This is a genomic window from Chryseobacterium sp. MMO-72 (genome assembly GCF_037146035.1).
In the GTDB taxonomy this organism is placed as follows: Bacteria; Bacteroidota; Bacteroidia; order Flavobacteriales; family Weeksellaceae; genus Chryseobacterium; species Chryseobacterium indicum.
Genome location: NZ_JBBCWG010000004.1, coordinates 236,386 through 252,078 on the forward strand (window position 1 = coordinate 236,386; position 15,693 = coordinate 252,078).

The 15,693-nt window shown below is 36.3% G+C and carries 14 protein-coding genes; 4 read left to right on the top strand and 10 right to left on the bottom strand.

Annotated features, from left to right (window positions below; all coding sequences use genetic code 11):
* The first annotated feature begins 35 nt into the window (after positions 1–35).
* A complete protein-coding gene (locus WFH39_RS08085; RefSeq protein WP_108411135.1) occupies positions 36–509 on the top strand; it encodes a 23S rRNA (pseudouridine(1915)-N(3))-methyltransferase RlmH in 474 nt (157 codons plus the stop codon).
* A gap of 4 nt (positions 510–513) precedes the next feature.
* On the opposite strand, the gene WFH39_RS08090 is transcribed toward WFH39_RS08085, so the two are convergent.
* The 7 genes from WFH39_RS08090 to secD form a co-directional block, all read right to left on the bottom strand.
* The gene (locus tag WFH39_RS08090; protein WP_336689505.1) at positions 514–951 is read right to left on the bottom strand and encodes a hypothetical protein; all 438 of its coding nucleotides are present in this window, start codon (positions 949–951) and stop codon (positions 514–516) included.
* Between the two features lie 52 nt (positions 952–1,003).
* Positions 1,004–1,462, bottom strand: a complete 459-nt coding sequence (locus WFH39_RS08095; protein ID WP_214589332.1) for a tRNA (cytidine(34)-2'-O)-methyltransferase — start codon at positions 1,460–1,462, stop codon at positions 1,004–1,006.
* A gap of 457 nt (positions 1,463–1,919) precedes the next feature.
* Positions 1,920–2,735: a tetratricopeptide repeat protein gene (locus WFH39_RS08100; protein ID WP_336689506.1), complete on the bottom strand. Its 816-nt coding sequence runs from the start codon at positions 2,733–2,735 to the stop codon at positions 1,920–1,922.
* On the bottom strand, positions 2,732–3,298 hold the full coding sequence (locus WFH39_RS08105; RefSeq protein ID WP_214589330.1) for a phosphatase PAP2 family protein: 567 nt from the start codon (positions 3,296–3,298) through the stop codon (positions 2,732–2,734). The genes WFH39_RS08100 and WFH39_RS08105 overlap by 4 nt, the downstream gene beginning before the upstream one ends.
* A gap of 1 nt (position 3,299) precedes the next feature.
* Positions 3,300–3,644, bottom strand: coding sequence for a Sec-independent protein translocase subunit TatA/TatB (locus WFH39_RS08110; RefSeq protein ID WP_336689507.1), 345 nt, complete (start codon positions 3,642–3,644; stop codon positions 3,300–3,302).
* 187 nt (positions 3,645–3,831) lie between these two features.
* Positions 3,832–5,064, bottom strand: coding sequence for a TCR/Tet family MFS transporter (locus WFH39_RS08115; RefSeq protein WP_336689508.1), 1,233 nt, complete (start codon positions 5,062–5,064; stop codon positions 3,832–3,834).
* A 357-nt stretch (positions 5,065–5,421) separates the two neighbouring features.
* Positions 5,422–8,334: a protein translocase subunit SecD gene (secD, locus tag WFH39_RS08120; RefSeq protein WP_336689509.1), complete on the bottom strand. Its 2,913-nt coding sequence runs from the start codon at positions 8,332–8,334 to the stop codon at positions 5,422–5,424.
* A gap of 215 nt (positions 8,335–8,549) precedes the next feature.
* Between secD and WFH39_RS08125 the strand changes: the two genes are divergently transcribed.
* Positions 8,550–9,914, top strand: coding sequence for a PQQ-dependent sugar dehydrogenase (locus WFH39_RS08125; protein ID WP_336689510.1), 1,365 nt, complete (start codon positions 8,550–8,552; stop codon positions 9,912–9,914).
* 66 nt (positions 9,915–9,980) lie between these two features.
* Here WFH39_RS08125 and hemN read toward each other — a convergent pair whose 3' ends face one another.
* The 3 genes from hemN to WFH39_RS08140 form a co-directional block, all read right to left on the bottom strand.
* Positions 9,981–11,339 carry an oxygen-independent coproporphyrinogen III oxidase gene (gene hemN / locus WFH39_RS08130; RefSeq protein WP_076393548.1) on the bottom strand — a complete coding sequence of 453 codons (1,359 nt, stop codon included), beginning with the start codon at positions 11,337–11,339 and terminating at the stop codon, positions 9,981–9,983.
* Between the two features lie 287 nt (positions 11,340–11,626).
* Positions 11,627–12,640 (bottom strand): WD40/YVTN/BNR-like repeat-containing protein, encoded by a 1,014-nt coding sequence (locus tag WFH39_RS08135; protein ID WP_336689511.1) that lies wholly within the window; start codon positions 12,638–12,640, stop codon positions 11,627–11,629.
* Positions 12,641–12,701: 61 nt separating this feature from the next.
* Positions 12,702–14,219, bottom strand: coding sequence for an APC family permease (locus WFH39_RS08140; protein ID WP_336689512.1), 1,518 nt, complete (start codon positions 14,217–14,219; stop codon positions 12,702–12,704).
* Between the two features lie 165 nt (positions 14,220–14,384).
* Here WFH39_RS08140 and pnuC point away from each other — a divergent pair, with 165 nt between their 5' ends.
* Complete coding sequence (gene pnuC, locus WFH39_RS08145) at positions 14,385–15,065, top strand: nicotinamide riboside transporter PnuC (RefSeq protein ID WP_336689513.1); 681 nt, start codon at positions 14,385–14,387, stop codon at positions 15,063–15,065.
* Positions 15,062–15,688 (top strand): hypothetical protein, encoded by a 627-nt coding sequence (locus WFH39_RS08150; protein WP_336689514.1) that lies wholly within the window; start codon positions 15,062–15,064, stop codon positions 15,686–15,688. Before pnuC ends, WFH39_RS08150 begins: the two co-directional genes overlap by 4 nt.
* The last annotated feature ends 5 nt before the right edge of the window (positions 15,689–15,693 follow it).

Sequence of the window (15,693 nt, forward strand, 5' to 3'; positions counted from 1 at the left end):
ATGAATATCTTTGCTGTCTAAACTTAAAATAAAAAATGCAGATTAATTTGCTTTGCATCGGCAAAACTGACGATAAGGAAATTTCTTCTTTAATCAATTACTATCTGAAACGTCTTCCCAAACACTGGAATTTTGAAATCATTGAAATCCCTGATGTAAAGAACGCCAGAAATCTCTCCCCTGATCTTCTTAAAAAGGAGGAAGCTAAACTTTTTATGAATCATATCGACAGAACAGATTCCGTGATTATTCTTGATGAAAAAGGGAAACAGTTTACCAGCAGAGAATTTGCCCAGAAAATTGACAACTGGATGAATTCTTCCGTGAAAAAAATTCACATTCTGATTGGCGGAGCTTACGGTTTTTCAGAAGAGATTTACAGCAGAGCGAATGAAAAAATGTCATTATCCAAAATGACTTTTACGCACCAGATGATCCGATTATTTATTGTGGAACAATTATATCGAGCAGACCAGATTTTACAGGGAAAACCTTATCATAATGATTAAATTCTTATTTGGTATTTTTTTTGCCAAATAGTATTCCTAAAACCGGAACAGAAGAAACTAATAACATAAATAGTCTTTCTAATATTTTTTCCATTGTCAAATCCTTTAAAATAAAAATATCCCTATCATTTATTAATAATTCAGAACTATTTTTATTCTTCTGAACATAATCACCCAAACTTATTTTTTCTCTATCCTCATAATTTTCGGTTATAAACGGATAAGATTTGTTATCATTTAAAACTATTTGCAAATATTTTGAATTCCAATTACCTGGTCTATAATGGAGATAGTTTATCGTATCTATTTTAATATTTTTAATTTCAGCTGCTCGAAATTTATCTAAATCATTTTCAATTTTATAGAAATCATATGTTGGAACTAATTGAAATAAGAAAATTATTACACAGCATACAATAATTTCAGTTCTTTTTCTAATCAAAAAATTTTTTCGATCCTCCATAAGAATATATCGACTCTAATTTTATAAAATATTAGACATTTTTTAAACCAATCTGCCTTTTTGCTTCCCCCACCACAAAAGCAACGGAGTTGGCAATATTGAAACTTCGGATTAATTTAGACATCGGAATGGTAAGATGATTTTCAAAACGATCAAGCACATCTTTGCTTAAACCTACACTTTCTTTTCCGAAAACCAGCCAGTCTCCATCCTGAAATTTTGTTTCCAGATACGATTTTTCTGCATGTGAACTCATCAGGAAAACACGCGACAAATCCGGAATATTCATTATCCATTCGTCTACATTCTGGTATTCCGTAACATCAAGATGAACCCAGTAATCTAATCCTGAACGTTTCAGATTTTTATCATTAATGACAAATCCAAAAGGATGAATTAAGTGCAATCTGCTTTCGGTTCCTACACACAATCTCCCAATATTGCCTGTGTTATTGGGTATTTCCGGTTCTACGAGAACAATGTTTAACATGACTTATTTTTAAGGGTTCAAAAATAATTAAGTTTTACTAAATTCTGCTATTGATATAAAAACTTGTTAAACTAATTTTAGAATAAACCGCAAAAGCTGCAAAAGACCGTTATACTGCAATAATCAGAATTTAAAAGAATAAAAATCGAAGATTTTTTAAAACTGTACCTTTTTCATTTGCAGCCACTAGCTTTAAATAAAGTTTCACGATTAAATAAAAGTTTAAAGATTTAAAAATAAAAACGGATCATCTGATCCGTTTCAATTGCATTTCTATCTATTTTGTTGTTAGAGCCTTTTCAAATATTGCTAATAAAAGTTGTATAGCTTTTTCTTAATTTAACATTAAGAAATTAAGCTGGTTAGAGTGATTTTGATTAAGGAATTAAGAAATCAATAAATTGATTTTATTAAGTTTTTTAAGCTAAAGAGGCATAATCTATATAATGGTTAAAATTTATTTTTTAACCTCACATTTAGAATAATAATCCATCAATAAAGGCTTTTCATATCCTAAGCTTACTGCTTTATCTAAACTTGCACATGCTTCTTTAGGCTTTGCTGTTTCAAATAAAATCAGAGCTTTGTTCACATGAGCCTGAGCAAACTTTGGATCTATAGAAATCGCTTTATTAACGTCCGCAAGAGCTTCTTTGTTTTTTTTCAACCTAAAATAAACGTCTCCTCTTCCACTGTACAGCAAAGATTCAGGTTTCTCTGAAATAAGCTGGTTGTAATCTTTTAAAGCACCCTCAAGATCTCCGCTGTTTTTTTTCAGATTCGCGAGTCCGGTTCTTGCATAAATATTATCGGGTGCAAAGGTAAGAATCTGGTTAAGATCTTTCATGGCAAGATCTTTTTTGCCTAAACTTTCGTAGACTTTGGAACGGGTAAGGTAAATATCTGCGTTTTCAGGCTCAATCTGAAGCCCTTTGTTGAGATAATCGATTGCTGACTGTTTATTTCCTTTCTGTCCGTGAATGGAGCCTAAATTGGCGTATACAGCAGCGGACATAGGATTTGCTTTTAAGGCGGATTCGTAAGATTTAAAAGCCAGTGAAGTTTTACCCAGTCTTCTCTGGGCGGTTCCTAAATTGTTGTAATATTCCGACTGTAATTTCTGGATTCTTTCACTTTGAGCCAATTTGGAATACTGTTCTTCCGCACATTTATAGTCCGCTTTCTGAAAGCAGTCTTCAGCTATTTTTTTGTCCTGTGCGTTAAGATTGAATGAAGTAAATACTGTTGCTAAAAGGAATAAAGATTTTTTCATGAAGTTATTTTTTGTTTGTTGATTACTTTTTTTGCGAGCGCACTGAAAACCACTCCCAATAAAGATCCAACAAACGCCCCCACCAAAATATCTATCGGGAAATGCACTCCTAAATAAATGCGGCTGTATGCAACTACTGCCGCCCATACAAATATAACATAAGGAAACCATTTAAGATTCTTTTTTAATAAAATACTTAAATAAGTTGCCAGAAAAAATGTATTAGAAGCATGAGCAGAGTAAAAACCATACTGTCCGCCACATTTCACAATTCTCATGTGATGTTCTAATGTGGGATCATGACAAGGTCTTAATCTGGCAACGCCATATTTGAAAACACCGGCAAGCTGATCCGAAACCGCTACACCAATACCTACAAAGATCAATATAAAAACCAATGATCTTAATTTGTAATTTTTGAATAAAAAATAACAGAAAATAATATAAAGCGGAATCCAGATCCATGTACTGGAAATGAGCTGCCAAAATTGGTCAAAAGACTGGTCTCCCAGATTATTGAGAAACAAAAAGACTTTTTTATCTTCCTGAATGATCTCCTCCATCCTATCTGCTTACAGGACCTTCGTAGGTTTCGTCTTCAGAAGGTTTTGGTTTTGGAGGTTCATTGGATGCCTGAGATGTCTGAGGTTCGTTCAGGATGTCTTTCTGAACATCATTCATCGGATTGAAATCTTTTGCAGCATCTTTTACTTTCTCAATTTCGCGCTTGATCTCAGAAACAGGATTGTCCGTTTCTTTCATGATCTCGGTTTTGATGTCTTCCACTGCGCCACGCATTTTTCTTACACCCGAACCCAAGTCGCGTGCAATCTGAGGAAGTTTATCCGGTCCGAATAATACAACGATTGCTATGGCAATCAGTGCCATTTCTCCAATGCTTAATTCCATACTGTAAAATTACGAAAGATATACGAAATTGGATGTTAAATATTAACTTTTAATAAAATATTAAGCTGTATTAAAAATTATTCAAATAATCAACTTTATGTAAATATAAGATAATTAAATAATTACATCACGAAAATATTGTTTTCTATTATTGAAACTATGTAATAATTCTTTCTTTAAATGCAGACTACAGTTCTTCTTTTTTGATATTTTTTTTCCTGAAATTAACATAAGTAATAATCACGCTGACCGTCATTAAAATGAAAGCTAAGAAAAAAGGCGCACCCGAAAATTTGAAAGGAGCTTCGTCGTGGGTGAAAAAGTAAAATAAATTCGTCATCATCGGAGGACCGATAATTGAAGTGGCACTCATCAGACTTGTTAATGCACCCTGTAATTCCCCTTGTTCATTAGCAGGAACACTTTTCGTAATTACCGACTGCAAAGCCGGTCCGCAGATTCCTCCTAAACAATAAGGAACTAAAAATGCAAACATCATCCAGCCTTGTGTGGCAAATGCAAAGAGAAGCATCCCGAATGCATACAAAGCAAGACCGTAATAAATACTTTTTTCTTCTCCCAGTCTGGGCGTTGTCCATCGGATCAAACCTCCCTGAACCAAACCGACAAGCAAACCAACCACTCCTAAGGAAATTCCCACCATTCTTTCATTCCAGTTGAATTTATACATGGTGAAGAAGCTCCAGTTGCTTTGTACGGCGTGTCCTGCGATATAAATTAAGATCAAAGAAACTATTAAACCTGAGATTTCGGGATGTTTTCCTAAAAATTTAAAAGAACCGACAGGATTTGCTCTTTTCCAGTTGAATTCTCTTCTTTTATCTTTATCTAAACTTTCGGGAAGGATAAAATATCCGTAAAGGAAATTCAGCAGACATAATCCTGCAGCCGCATAAAAAGGAACTCTGGAACCATATTCTCCCAAAAGACCGCCTAAAACGGGACCTATGATGAATCCCAGTCCGAAAGCAGCTCCAATGAGTCCGAAGTTTTTTGCACGGTCTTCATCTGTAGAAATATCCGCGATATAAGCACTCGCCGTAGTAACACTTGCGCCTGTAATTCCCGCAATAACGCGGCCTAAAAACAGCCAGACAATGGAAGGAGCCAAAGCAAGGAAAATATAATCTATTGAAAAACCGAAAAGCGAGATCAGAATAATAGGTCTGCGCCCGAATTTATCGCTGAGATTTCCTACAATCGGAGAGAAAATAAATTGCGTAAACGCATAGGCAAAACCAAGCCAGCCTCCATATTTTGCCGCCTCACTTATGTTACTATGAATAAGTTCTTCAATAAGTTTCGGAACCACCGGAATGATGATTCCCCACCCCGTAATATCAATCAGTAATGTAATAAAAATGAAGCCGATTGCGGCTTTTTTTCTAGAGTTTTCCATACATCTGCAAAATTAGAAAAATAATGATTTCAAATGATATTAATTATTTATTGAATATTATTTGTTATTGTAATTGAAGATTTCGTGTTTTTGTGTGACAGGAATTTTCCCGACTGCAACCCTAGTCCTGATTGCAGCATTTGTTTGAGCTCATTTTATAGTTTTGGCTTTGGGGGCGCGGCTTCGCCGCGCCCCCAAAGCCAAAACTATAAAATAGCGAGTGCGGAAAGCAGGAAATAACTCCTGATTAAATAAAGAATTTAAAACAATAAAAATTCTAAGGAGGAGCTTTCGACATCCACAAAAAAAAGCCTCCCGAAACCGGAAGACTTTTATTCTTATTTATTGTAGTATAAGTTATTTTGAAGCAAGTACTTCTTTGTTGGTTGTTGATTTACCATGCACTTCATCTTCTTTTCCTGTTTTCAGGAAGTCGTAGGCAATTGCGGATGCCACGAAGATGGATGAATACGTACCGAAACCAATACCGATTAACATGGCAAACATAAATCCTCTAAGGTTATCTCCACCAAAAATGAAGATTGCCAGAATTACAAGAATTGTTGTGAATGAGGTGTTGAATGTTCTACCCAAAGTACTTGAAATAGAATCATCAAATAATCCTGCTAATGTTAATGATTTCTTCTCTCTTAAATATTCTCTGATTCTGTCGAAGATAATTACGGTATCGTTAATTGAATAACCCAATACAGTAAGAATCGCAGCTATGAAGTCCTGATTGATCTCCATATTGAAAGGCATATACTTGTGAAGTAATGAATATGACCCCAAAATAATGATCGCATCGTGGAATAACGCAGCAACCGCACCCAAAGAGAATTGCCATTTTCTGAATCTTAGTAAAATGTAGATAAAGATAATTCCTAAAGCTCCTAAAACGGCGTAGATACCGTGAACTTTGATATCATCAGCTACAGAAGGTCCAACTTTCTCAGAAGAAATAATTCCTGCATGCTCTTTATCTGCAGATTTGAAGTCTTTCAACGTTGTTCCTGCAGGTAAGTTTGATTTTAAACCTTCATACAATTTTTGCTCAATTACCTGATCTGCTTTTAAAGATTCGTCTTCGATAAGGTAATCTGTAGAGATCTTTACCTGGTTGTTGCTTCCGAAAGTTTTAGCTTCAACAGAAGAGTTTTTACCGTCTTCCGTCTTGAATAAAGAGACTAATTTATCTTCAACATCTTCCGCTTTTACATCTTTATCAAATCTTACCACATAGTTTCTACCACCTGTAAAGTCGATACCGTATTTGAAACCGTGTGTTGCGATTGAAATGATACAAGCAATCGTTAAAACAGCCGAGAAAATGTATGCATATTTTCTTTTCCCGATAAAATCGATCCACGTATTTCTGAATAGATTTTTCGTTGCCGGAGTCCATACAGAAAGTCCTTTTCCTTTAGACAATCTTGAGAAGATCATTACTCTTGAAAGCAATACGGAAGTGAACAATGTCATTGCAACCCCGATCATCAAAGTCAATGCGAAACCTTTGATAGGTCCTGTTCCGAAGAAGAACAATACAACAGCCGTTAAGAATGTAGTTGTGTGACCATCGATAATCGCATTCAATGCGTGTTTGAAACCATCTTTGTATGCTTCAAGAATACTTTTTCCTGCGAATAATTCTTCTTTTGTTCTTTCGTAAATGATAACGTTTGTATCAACAGCAACTGCCATTGTTAAAACGATACCCGCGATACCCGGAAGCGTAAGCGTAAAGTCGCCCGAATCCATAATACCGAAAATATAGAATAAGTTGATGATCATGGCAATTACCGCATAAACACCTGCTCCACCGTAGTAGAAAATGATGTAAACGATAATAATCGCAAAGGCAATCATGAACGACATTAACCCTGCATCAATCGATTCCTGACCTAAAGACGGACCAACAACCGTTGCCTGAACTACTTTTGCTCCTGCCGGTAATTTACCCGCTCCTAAAACGTCAACCAGTTCTTTTGCTTCCTCCTGAGAGAAGTTTCCAGAAATCTGAGTTCTACCGTTTGGAATAGCACCTACAACGTTCGGCGCAGTGTAAACTCTGCCATCAAGCGTTACAGCAACAGGTTTTCCAACGTTTTTCTCTGTTAATGTTTTCCATTCTTTAGCTCCTTTAGAATCCATCTGCATATCTACCACTACTCTGCTCAACTCATCATAGCCGATGTTTGCACTTTCTACTGCACCGTCTACCGGAGCTTTCTGGTTGATATTCCCTCTAATGGCATATAATACTAAGCTTTCAGCATCGGAAGCTTCCGGCTTGTATCCCCACATAAACTGGGTATATTTTATGTTTGCAGGACGTAAAGACTGTGCAACTTTGCTGTTTAAAATTTTGTTTACAACAGCGGTATCAGACAATTTTACGCTTCCTACAGCACTTTGGCTCATAGATTTTCCACCCTGCAAGATATTCATCAAGTTTACATTTTTTGCAACTCCCATAGAATCTCCTTTTGCAGCGATCATAGTAGCTAATGTCTGGAAATAAGGATACACTTCAGGAGATTGCTGTACTTCCCAGAACTGAAGTTTTGCAGAAGTCTGAAGCATTTTCTTTACTTTATCGATATCCTTCATCCCCGGCATTTCAACAGAAATTCTTGCGGTTCCCGGAACTCTCTGAACGTTCGGCTGGATGGCTCCAAGCTTATCAATTCTGGTTCTGATTACCTCAAAAGCGGTTCCTACAGATGCATCGATCTTTCTTTTAACAATTGCTTTTACCTGATCATCAGGCGTGTTGTACTTCACTTCAGTAAGCGTTGTATTTCCGAAAAGTTCCGGATCTGCCAACTTCAGGTTTGTACCCTTGTTTTTGTTAATTGCATCGAACTGATCGAAGAAATTGTCGATGTAAGCTTTTGTAGAATTCTTCTGAACTTCATCTGTTTTGTTTAAAGCCTCAATAAGGATCGGGTTTGTAGAATACCCTGTAAGATCATTCACAAGATCTCTCTGGTTGATTTCCAAAAGAACGTTGATCCCTCCTTTAAGGTCAAGACCAAGTTTCATTTCCTTGTCTTTGGCTTTTGTGTAATAAAGTTTAGTGAATCCCAGATTCAGAGTATCCTTAGAAAGTTTTGCAATTTCTTTCTGATACTTCTCCGGATTGTCTCCTGCAATAGCAGTCGCCTGCTTTTCAATTTTGCTGGCGTACCATGTTGGTAATAGCTCATTTAAGCAAATTAACCCTAGTACAATAGCAACAATTGTAATAAGTCCTTTTCCTTGCATTTTGTTATAACTACGTTAAATTAAGTCGGCAAATATAATCATTTTCTTGTATTTTATGAATTTTTAACAACAGAAATCGTTTATTTTCAGATATATCGGCATTCTTATTTTCATTTAAGATTTAATAATTATTTCGTGGTATTTTAAAGAATTTTTCAATGGTTCATTGGTATGGAATTTTCATTCAGATTTAATACACTAAATATCAAAATATTATGAAAAAACTACTTTTTTACGCAGGTATTTTTTCTTCCCTCATCCTGAATGCCCAAAGCATTACTCTGGAAGAATTTGCGACCGGGTTTACGGCACCCGTAGAAATTACCAACGCCAACGACAGTCGGATGTTTGTTGTTCAGCAAAACGGAATCATTAAAATCTTACAATCGGACGGAACAGTAAACTCTGCTAATTTTTTAAACATCAGTTCAAAAATCACGTACGGAGGAGAAAGAGGACTTCTCGGACTGGCTTTTCACCCGCAATACCCTTCAAATGGGTATTTTTTTGTGTATTACAATGATACCGGCGGAAATATTACCGTAGCCAGATATACCAGAAGTTCTGCCAATCCTGATGTTGCCGATCCTACAACTGAAAAAATTATTCTGAATCTTTCTAAACCTTTTGATAATCATAACGGCGGAAGTATTCATTTTGCACCGGACGGATATTTGTGGATCGTTACAGGCGATGGCGGAAGCGGCGGCGATCCAAATAATAATGCCCAGAATAAAAATTCTCTCTTGGGTAAATTACTGAGGTTGGATATTAATTCCACAGGAGCCTACAATATCCCTCCCGGAAATCCTTTTGTAGGAGTTGACGGAGCCGATGAAGTCTGGGCTTACGGATTAAGAAATGCATGGAAGTTTAATTTTGATACCGTTTCCGGTAATGTAATGATTGCCGATGTGGGACAGGGACAGATTGAAGAAATCAACAGAATGCCGTTAACACAGGCAGGAATTAATTACGGATGGCGCTGTTATGAAGGAAATAATACTTACAATACGACAGGTTGCGCCGCACAATCTACAATGACTTTTCCCATTGCCGCGTATGATCATTCGGGAGGAAAATGTTCGATAACGGGAGGTTATGTTTACAGAGGGACACAGTTTCCGGCGCTGCAGGGAAGATATTTTTTTGCAGATTACTGCTCCACACAGATCGGCAGTCTGAACTCAGATGATTCGATCACTTGGACTTCTGCTTTTTCAGGCAATAATTTTTCAACGTTCGGAGTGAATAATCAAAATGAACTTTTTGTAGCTGCCGTCAACAGCGGTAAGATTTTCAGAATTACGACTACAACTTTAGGAGTTCAGGAAAATGAACTTTCAAATCCAATCAAGGTTTATCCGAATCCTACTTCGAAAAAAATTTTCATCGAGGGTGTGAAAGATAAAAACGCAATAGTTGAGATCATCAGTTTTGAAGGAAGAAAGGTTTTGGAACAGGGAAAAATTGAAAGTGACAACAGCGTCAATATTTCGGGGATTCCTTCGGGAGTTTATTTTATTAATTTGAATTCAGGAAATGAAAAATCTTACAGCAAAAAAATAATAATTGAATAAATTTCAGACAGCTAAAAAGCCTCACTCCAAAAATGGACTGAGGCTTTCTTATTTATTTCAAAAATATTATATCGTCATCGAGAAAATTCTCGTTTCCGGTTTGTTTCTCATCATTCTGAGATCGAAAACCATCGCTACATTTCTCGTAAAGGCTCTTCCTTTCTCTGTAATCTGTATATGATGACCGTTAATTTCCACCAGCTCATCATTTTCCATTTCTTTCAGCATTTCAAAAGCATTTTCAAGCTCAGGAAAAGAATTGTTGATGTCAAAAGTGGTTTCCAACTGACACATAAGGTTCAGAATATGTCTTCTCACCGTAAGATCTTCATCATTCAGAATATGACCTTTTACGACAGGAATTTCTCCTTCTTCTACCATTTTCTGGTATTCTTCCACGGTTTTGATATTCTGGGCAAAAGCATACCAGGAATCTGAAATGGCAGACATTCCCAAACCAACCATCAACTGCGTTTTGCTTGACGTATACCCCATGAAATTTCTGTGTAATTTCTTCTGAATCAGAGACTGGTATAAATCGTCATGTTCCAGAGAAAAATGATCCATTCCGACTTCGATATAGCCCAATTCTTCTAATAATTTTTTACCGTCTTCGTACAAACGGCGTTTTTCTTCACCACTTGGCAAATCGTTTTCATCAAAACCTCTTTGTCCGACACCTTTAACCCACGGAACGTGTGCGTAAGAATAAAATGCCAAACGGTCCGGTTTTAATTCCATCGTTTTGCGGATGGTGCTTTCCATCGCTTCCCAAGTCTGATGCGGAAGTCCGAAAACCAAATCGTGACTGATTCCTCTGTAACCGATCTCTTTCGCCCATTCCGTTACTTCTCTCACTTTTTCGAAAGACTGGATTCTGTTGATCGCTTTCTGCACTTTCGGATCGTAATCCTGAACGCCAAAGCTTACTCTTCTGAAGCCTAAATCGTACAAAGTCTGAAGGTGTTCTTTCGTGGTATTATTCGGATGTCCTTCAAAAGAAAATTCCTGATGTTCGGCAATTTCCACCGTTTCAAAAATTCCTTCCAGTAAGGTTTTTAAGTTTTTTGGAGAGAAAAAAGTCGGAGTTCCGCCTCCTAAATGCAACTCTTTCAGTTTGGGCTTTTCGTTAAACAGTTTAAGGTAAAGCTGCCACTCTTTTAAAACACTTTCGAGATAAGGAATTTCAACGCTGTGTTGTTTTGTGATCCGTTTGTGACATGCGCAGAACGTACATAAAGCCTCACAAAAAGGAAGGTGAATGTATATAGAAATCCCCTCTTCTGCGTTACTTTCCTTGAATGTTCGGATGACACTCTGCTTCCACAATTCCGGAGTGAAAGAATTTTCATCCCAATAAGGAACGGTAGGATAAGAAGTGTAACGAGGTCCGGGAATATTATATTTATCGATTAAAGAATTCATTTTCTGTTTACAATTTTAAGGTGAACCTAGATCAGGATTCACAATGCAAAATTAACTATATCTGATGAATTTTGTATCATGAAATATATTAGTCGTTTTTATGAAATTTATAATGAGTCTAAATATCGCGAATTTAAATTTTAACTGAATAGATTTTTAGACTTCTATTAAAGTAAAATATTGGGAAACTCTCTTATTTAAAACATTATACATATAAAAACATCAAAGATAAGTTCAAAAAAATAATCGTTTTGGGAATTTCTGAAGTTAAATTCTATTCTTTAGATTCAGAATTTCAATTTCATGACAGAAATTTTACCATTTCCTGCAAAAACAACAGTATTTTCATTGATCCACTGACAAACAAAAAAACCTTTCTCCTCCGAAATTTTCTTCCATGTTTTCCCGAAATCAGAAGAATAACTGATATGTCGATCTCCGACAGAAATAATCTCTCTTCCTTTAGAACCCGGTCTTATTTTCACGCAGGTTGTATATCCTGCATTTTGTCCGGAAGCCTGAATTTGCCATGTTTCGCCGCCATCATTGGTGGTTGCGATATTGTTGATATTAGCTTCCTGTTTTGTGTAATCTCCGCCAACCGCGATCCCGAATTTATCGTCTAAGAAATCGATGGAATAGATTCCCTGAGAAGATTCTCCCTGAATAACCGGAGTATTGAAAATTTTAAATTGATTATTCTTAAAATTTAATTTTAAAATTCTTGAAGCTTTTCCTCCTGTCGCAATCCATACATAATTTTTGGTGGATGAAATATTGGTATTGCTCGCCGCAAAAGCTGCTTCTCCTTCATTTAATACAACATCATTTTTAAGCATAGCCCACTTTCCGTTATCAAATTTGGCAAGTTTTAATTTACTGTCCTTATATGCATCACTGAAGGTATAAGCCAGTTTATCATTCACAAAATGAAGCGCATCATAAAAAGCTGTTTTTACAGTATCTCTAAAAACCACTTCATATTTCAAGCTTTTTTTATCAATCTTAAAAAATTCAGCAGGACTTTCAATATTAATGGCATAAAACGATTTTTTATCCTGTCCCAATGTTCTAAACTGTAATTTCTTTTCAGACAGCCTGATCTGTTTTTGATTTTTTGAATTCTTTAAATCAACAAAACCAAACTTGGAGTCCGTTCCGCTGTACCAGACTTTGTTATCGTAGATTTCAATAGCTCTGATGCTGATTTTATCGTTTAAAATAATCTTTGAACTTTCGATCTGCTGAGAAAATGTAAAAATCCCGGAGAATGACAGTAAAAATGGTAAAAGCTTTTTCATATTCACAAAAATAAAAAATCCACAGAATTCTGTGGATTTTATTTGATCTATTTATAAAATTTTAATCTAAATCAGGTTTTTGCAATGGTTCCTGTTCTGCTTTGAACGTTTCGCCATAACCCACTTTGTGAAGTTTACTGTTTCTTAAACTATAGGTAAAGTAAATGACTACACCAAGCGCTAACCAACCCATAGAAAGGTATTTTGCTTCGTGGCTTAAGTTCCAGATCAGATAAAGGTTGATGCAGATTCCTAATGTTGCGATTACAGGAAGTGCAGGAACTTTAAATGTTCTTGGCATATTCGGTTCTTTTTTTCTTAAGATCCAAACCGCTACGCAAACCATTGTAAACGCGAATAAAGTACCGAAACTCGTCATATCTGCCAATTTACTGATCGGCGTAAACGCTGCAACAGTAGCGATAATGATTCCTAAAAGCATTAAACTTTTAGCCGGCGTTTTTCTTACAGGATGAACATCGCTGAACATTTTAGGGATAAGACCATCTTTAGACATTCCTAAGAAAATTCTGGACTGTCCCATAATCATTACCATCAATACGGAAATTAAACCTACAGTTGCTGCAATCGTGATGATGTATCCAGCCCAACCCTGTCCTGCAATTTCAAATGCATACGCTACAGGTGCTTTAATTGCATCCGGATAATTTCCATGAGGATCAAAGTCTGAATAGTGCATCATTCCTGTTAAAACAAGAGATACCAAAATATATAATCCTGTACAAACCAAAAGTGAAACGATGATCGCAAACGGAACATCTTTTTTAGGATTGATCGCTTCTCCCGCCTGTGTAGAAACGGCATCGAAACCTACATACGCAAAGAAAATTGCTGCAGCACCGGAAATAATTCCCTGAATACCATACGCTTCCTTTACATTTTCACCTTCGTGAACCATTTTAGCAGCAGGAATGAAAGGATCCCAGTTATCTGCATTAATGAAGAATGCTCCTGCAATAATAACGAAAAGAACCGCAGAAACCTTCATGATTACGATAAGATTGTTCGCTTTTGCAGCTTCTTTAGTTCCTTTGATAAGAATAGAAATTACAAAAATTACGATAAGAAAAGCCGGTAAATTCATCGAAAAACCTTCTCCAGTATAACTTGCAGGATCTGAAGTAAGATAATCCGGAAGATGAAGACCGAACATTTTTAACAACTTATTAAAATATCCCGACCAGGAAACGGCTACTGTCATAGATCCCATCGCATACTCAAGGATGAGCCCCCAACCGATGATCCATGCAAATATTTCTCCCACAGTTCCGTACGCATAGGCATACGCTGAACCTTCAACAGGCAGGATAGATGCAAATTCTGAGTAACACAATGCTGCAAATACACAAGCAATTCCGGCAATAATGAAGGAAAGAGCCAATGCAGGTCCGGCATGATAATACGCTCCGGTTCCTGTAAGTACGAAAATTCCTCCACCAATAATAGCCCCGATTCCGATAGCTGTAAGACTCCATTTACCGAGTACTCTTTTGAGCTGACTGCTTTTCATATCATTTTCGAAAGCACTCATCGGTTTTTTGGTCCAAATTTTAGACATATTTTATTATTTATTAAAGATTTACGAAAATATAAAAAATTTAGAAACATTAACGTTTATTAATAATTTTTCCGTGTTAATTTTATATTCTGAAACTTAAAATTCTGATTTTCATAATATTTAAATCATTGCAAAGTAAGTGTTTTTTTACTTATTTTTGACCGCATGAATGTATACGATCTTTTCTTAAAACCCTATGAAACCTACTCTGCCACGCAGATTCTGCTGGAATCATCCGCTACGGTATTCGGAATTTTAAGTGTTTATTTTTCAATTAAAAAAAATATCTGGGTTTATCCTACAGGAATTGTTTCAACTTTAATGTATGTGTATATTCTTTTCAATTTTGGTCTGCTCGGAGACTGTATGATTAATGTTTATTACACCGTAATGAGCATTTACGGATGGATTCTTTGGGGAAAAAGTTCGCAGGATCATGTTCATGTGGAAGTAAGCTGGGCATCCAAAAAAGAATGGCTATACGGAACTTTACTTTTCGTCTTAAGTATAATCTTAGTAACTGTAGTGTATTATTTCAAGCCTTATATTGACAATAAGTTTTCTATGAAAGGTGTAGATCTAGGTCTGTATCATTTAGACTGGGGAAACTGGCTGGATGTCATTACAACTTCTATTTTTCTTGTGGGGATGTGGTTTATGGCGAAAAGACGCATAGAGAACTGGATTTTCTGGATCATCGGAGACTTTATCTGCATTCCGATGATGATTCATAAGAAACTTGGAATCACTTCGGTTCAATATTTGGTATTTACTATTATGGCGATCCAGGGATACGCCAGTTGGAAAAAAAGTTATAAAGAAAAAAAAGTACAATTAAAAACATGAAAAATTTATTTAAAATAGCGTTCAGCTTAATTACAATGGCAAGTTTAACCTCTTGTGCGATATATTCGGATCCATATGCCAACAATTATGGAGATCCTTATTATGATAACGGATATTACTATGCGCCTCAGGGATATTACGGAAACGGCGGATATTGGGGAAATGATGGATATTATTACAGAAACGACTACACATATTATTATGATAACGGGATGCCGTATTATTACCAGAACTATAATAATTCCAGAAGAAAAGTTTATGTTGAAAGAAGATCAGGATCAAACGGAACGACTTCCGCAAGACCAAACAATGGCTTCAGAGGCGGTGTAAATGACGGAACTTCAAACGGAAGCTTCAGACCAAACAGCGGGCAAAACACGAACCAGAGACCGAATAACGGATTCAGAAATCAACAACAGAATACGGTAACGCCACAGCCTCAGAATAACGGCGGATTCAGAAACAATTCCGGTAACGGTAATTCAAACAGCGGGTTCAGAAATAATTCCGGAAGCAATATGAATTCAAACAGCGGAGGGTTCAGAAACAGTTCGGGAACTTCGACTCCTCAACCGCAGCAAACTTCTCCTCAGCCAACGAGAAGCGGAGGCGGATTCAGATAAAACCA

Coding starts and splice junctions, on each gene's coding strand:
- WFH39_RS08085 (WP_108411135.1), top strand. CDS start 36: ATGCAGATTAATTTGCTTTGCATCGGCAAAACTGACGATAAGGAAATT.
- WFH39_RS08095 (WP_214589332.1), bottom strand. CDS start 1,462: ATGTTAAACATTGTTCTCGTAGAACCGGAAATACCCAATAACACAGGC.
- WFH39_RS08100 (WP_336689506.1), bottom strand. CDS start 2,735: ATGAAAAAATCTTTATTCCTTTTAGCAACAGTATTTACTTCATTCAAT.
- WFH39_RS08105 (WP_214589330.1), bottom strand. CDS start 3,298: ATGGAGGAGATCATTCAGGAAGATAAAAAAGTCTTTTTGTTTCTCAAT.
- WFH39_RS08110 (WP_336689507.1), bottom strand. CDS start 3,644: ATGGAATTAAGCATTGGAGAAATGGCACTGATTGCCATAGCAATCGTT.
- WFH39_RS08115 (WP_336689508.1), bottom strand. CDS start 5,064: ATGGAAAACTCTAGAAAAAAAGCCGCAATCGGCTTCATTTTTATTACA.
- secD (WP_336689509.1), bottom strand. CDS start 8,334: ATGCAAGGAAAAGGACTTATTACAATTGTTGCTATTGTACTAGGGTTA.
- WFH39_RS08125 (WP_336689510.1), top strand. CDS start 8,550: ATGAAAAAACTACTTTTTTACGCAGGTATTTTTTCTTCCCTCATCCTG.
- hemN (WP_076393548.1), bottom strand. CDS start 11,339: ATGAATTCTTTAATCGATAAATATAATATTCCCGGACCTCGTTACACT.
- WFH39_RS08135 (WP_336689511.1), bottom strand. CDS start 12,640: ATGAAAAAGCTTTTACCATTTTTACTGTCATTCTCCGGGATTTTTACA.
- WFH39_RS08140 (WP_336689512.1), bottom strand. CDS start 14,219: ATGTCTAAAATTTGGACCAAAAAACCGATGAGTGCTTTCGAAAATGAT.
- pnuC (WP_336689513.1), top strand. CDS start 14,385: ATGAATGTATACGATCTTTTCTTAAAACCCTATGAAACCTACTCTGCC.
- WFH39_RS08150 (WP_336689514.1), top strand. CDS start 15,062: ATGAAAAATTTATTTAAAATAGCGTTCAGCTTAATTACAATGGCAAGT.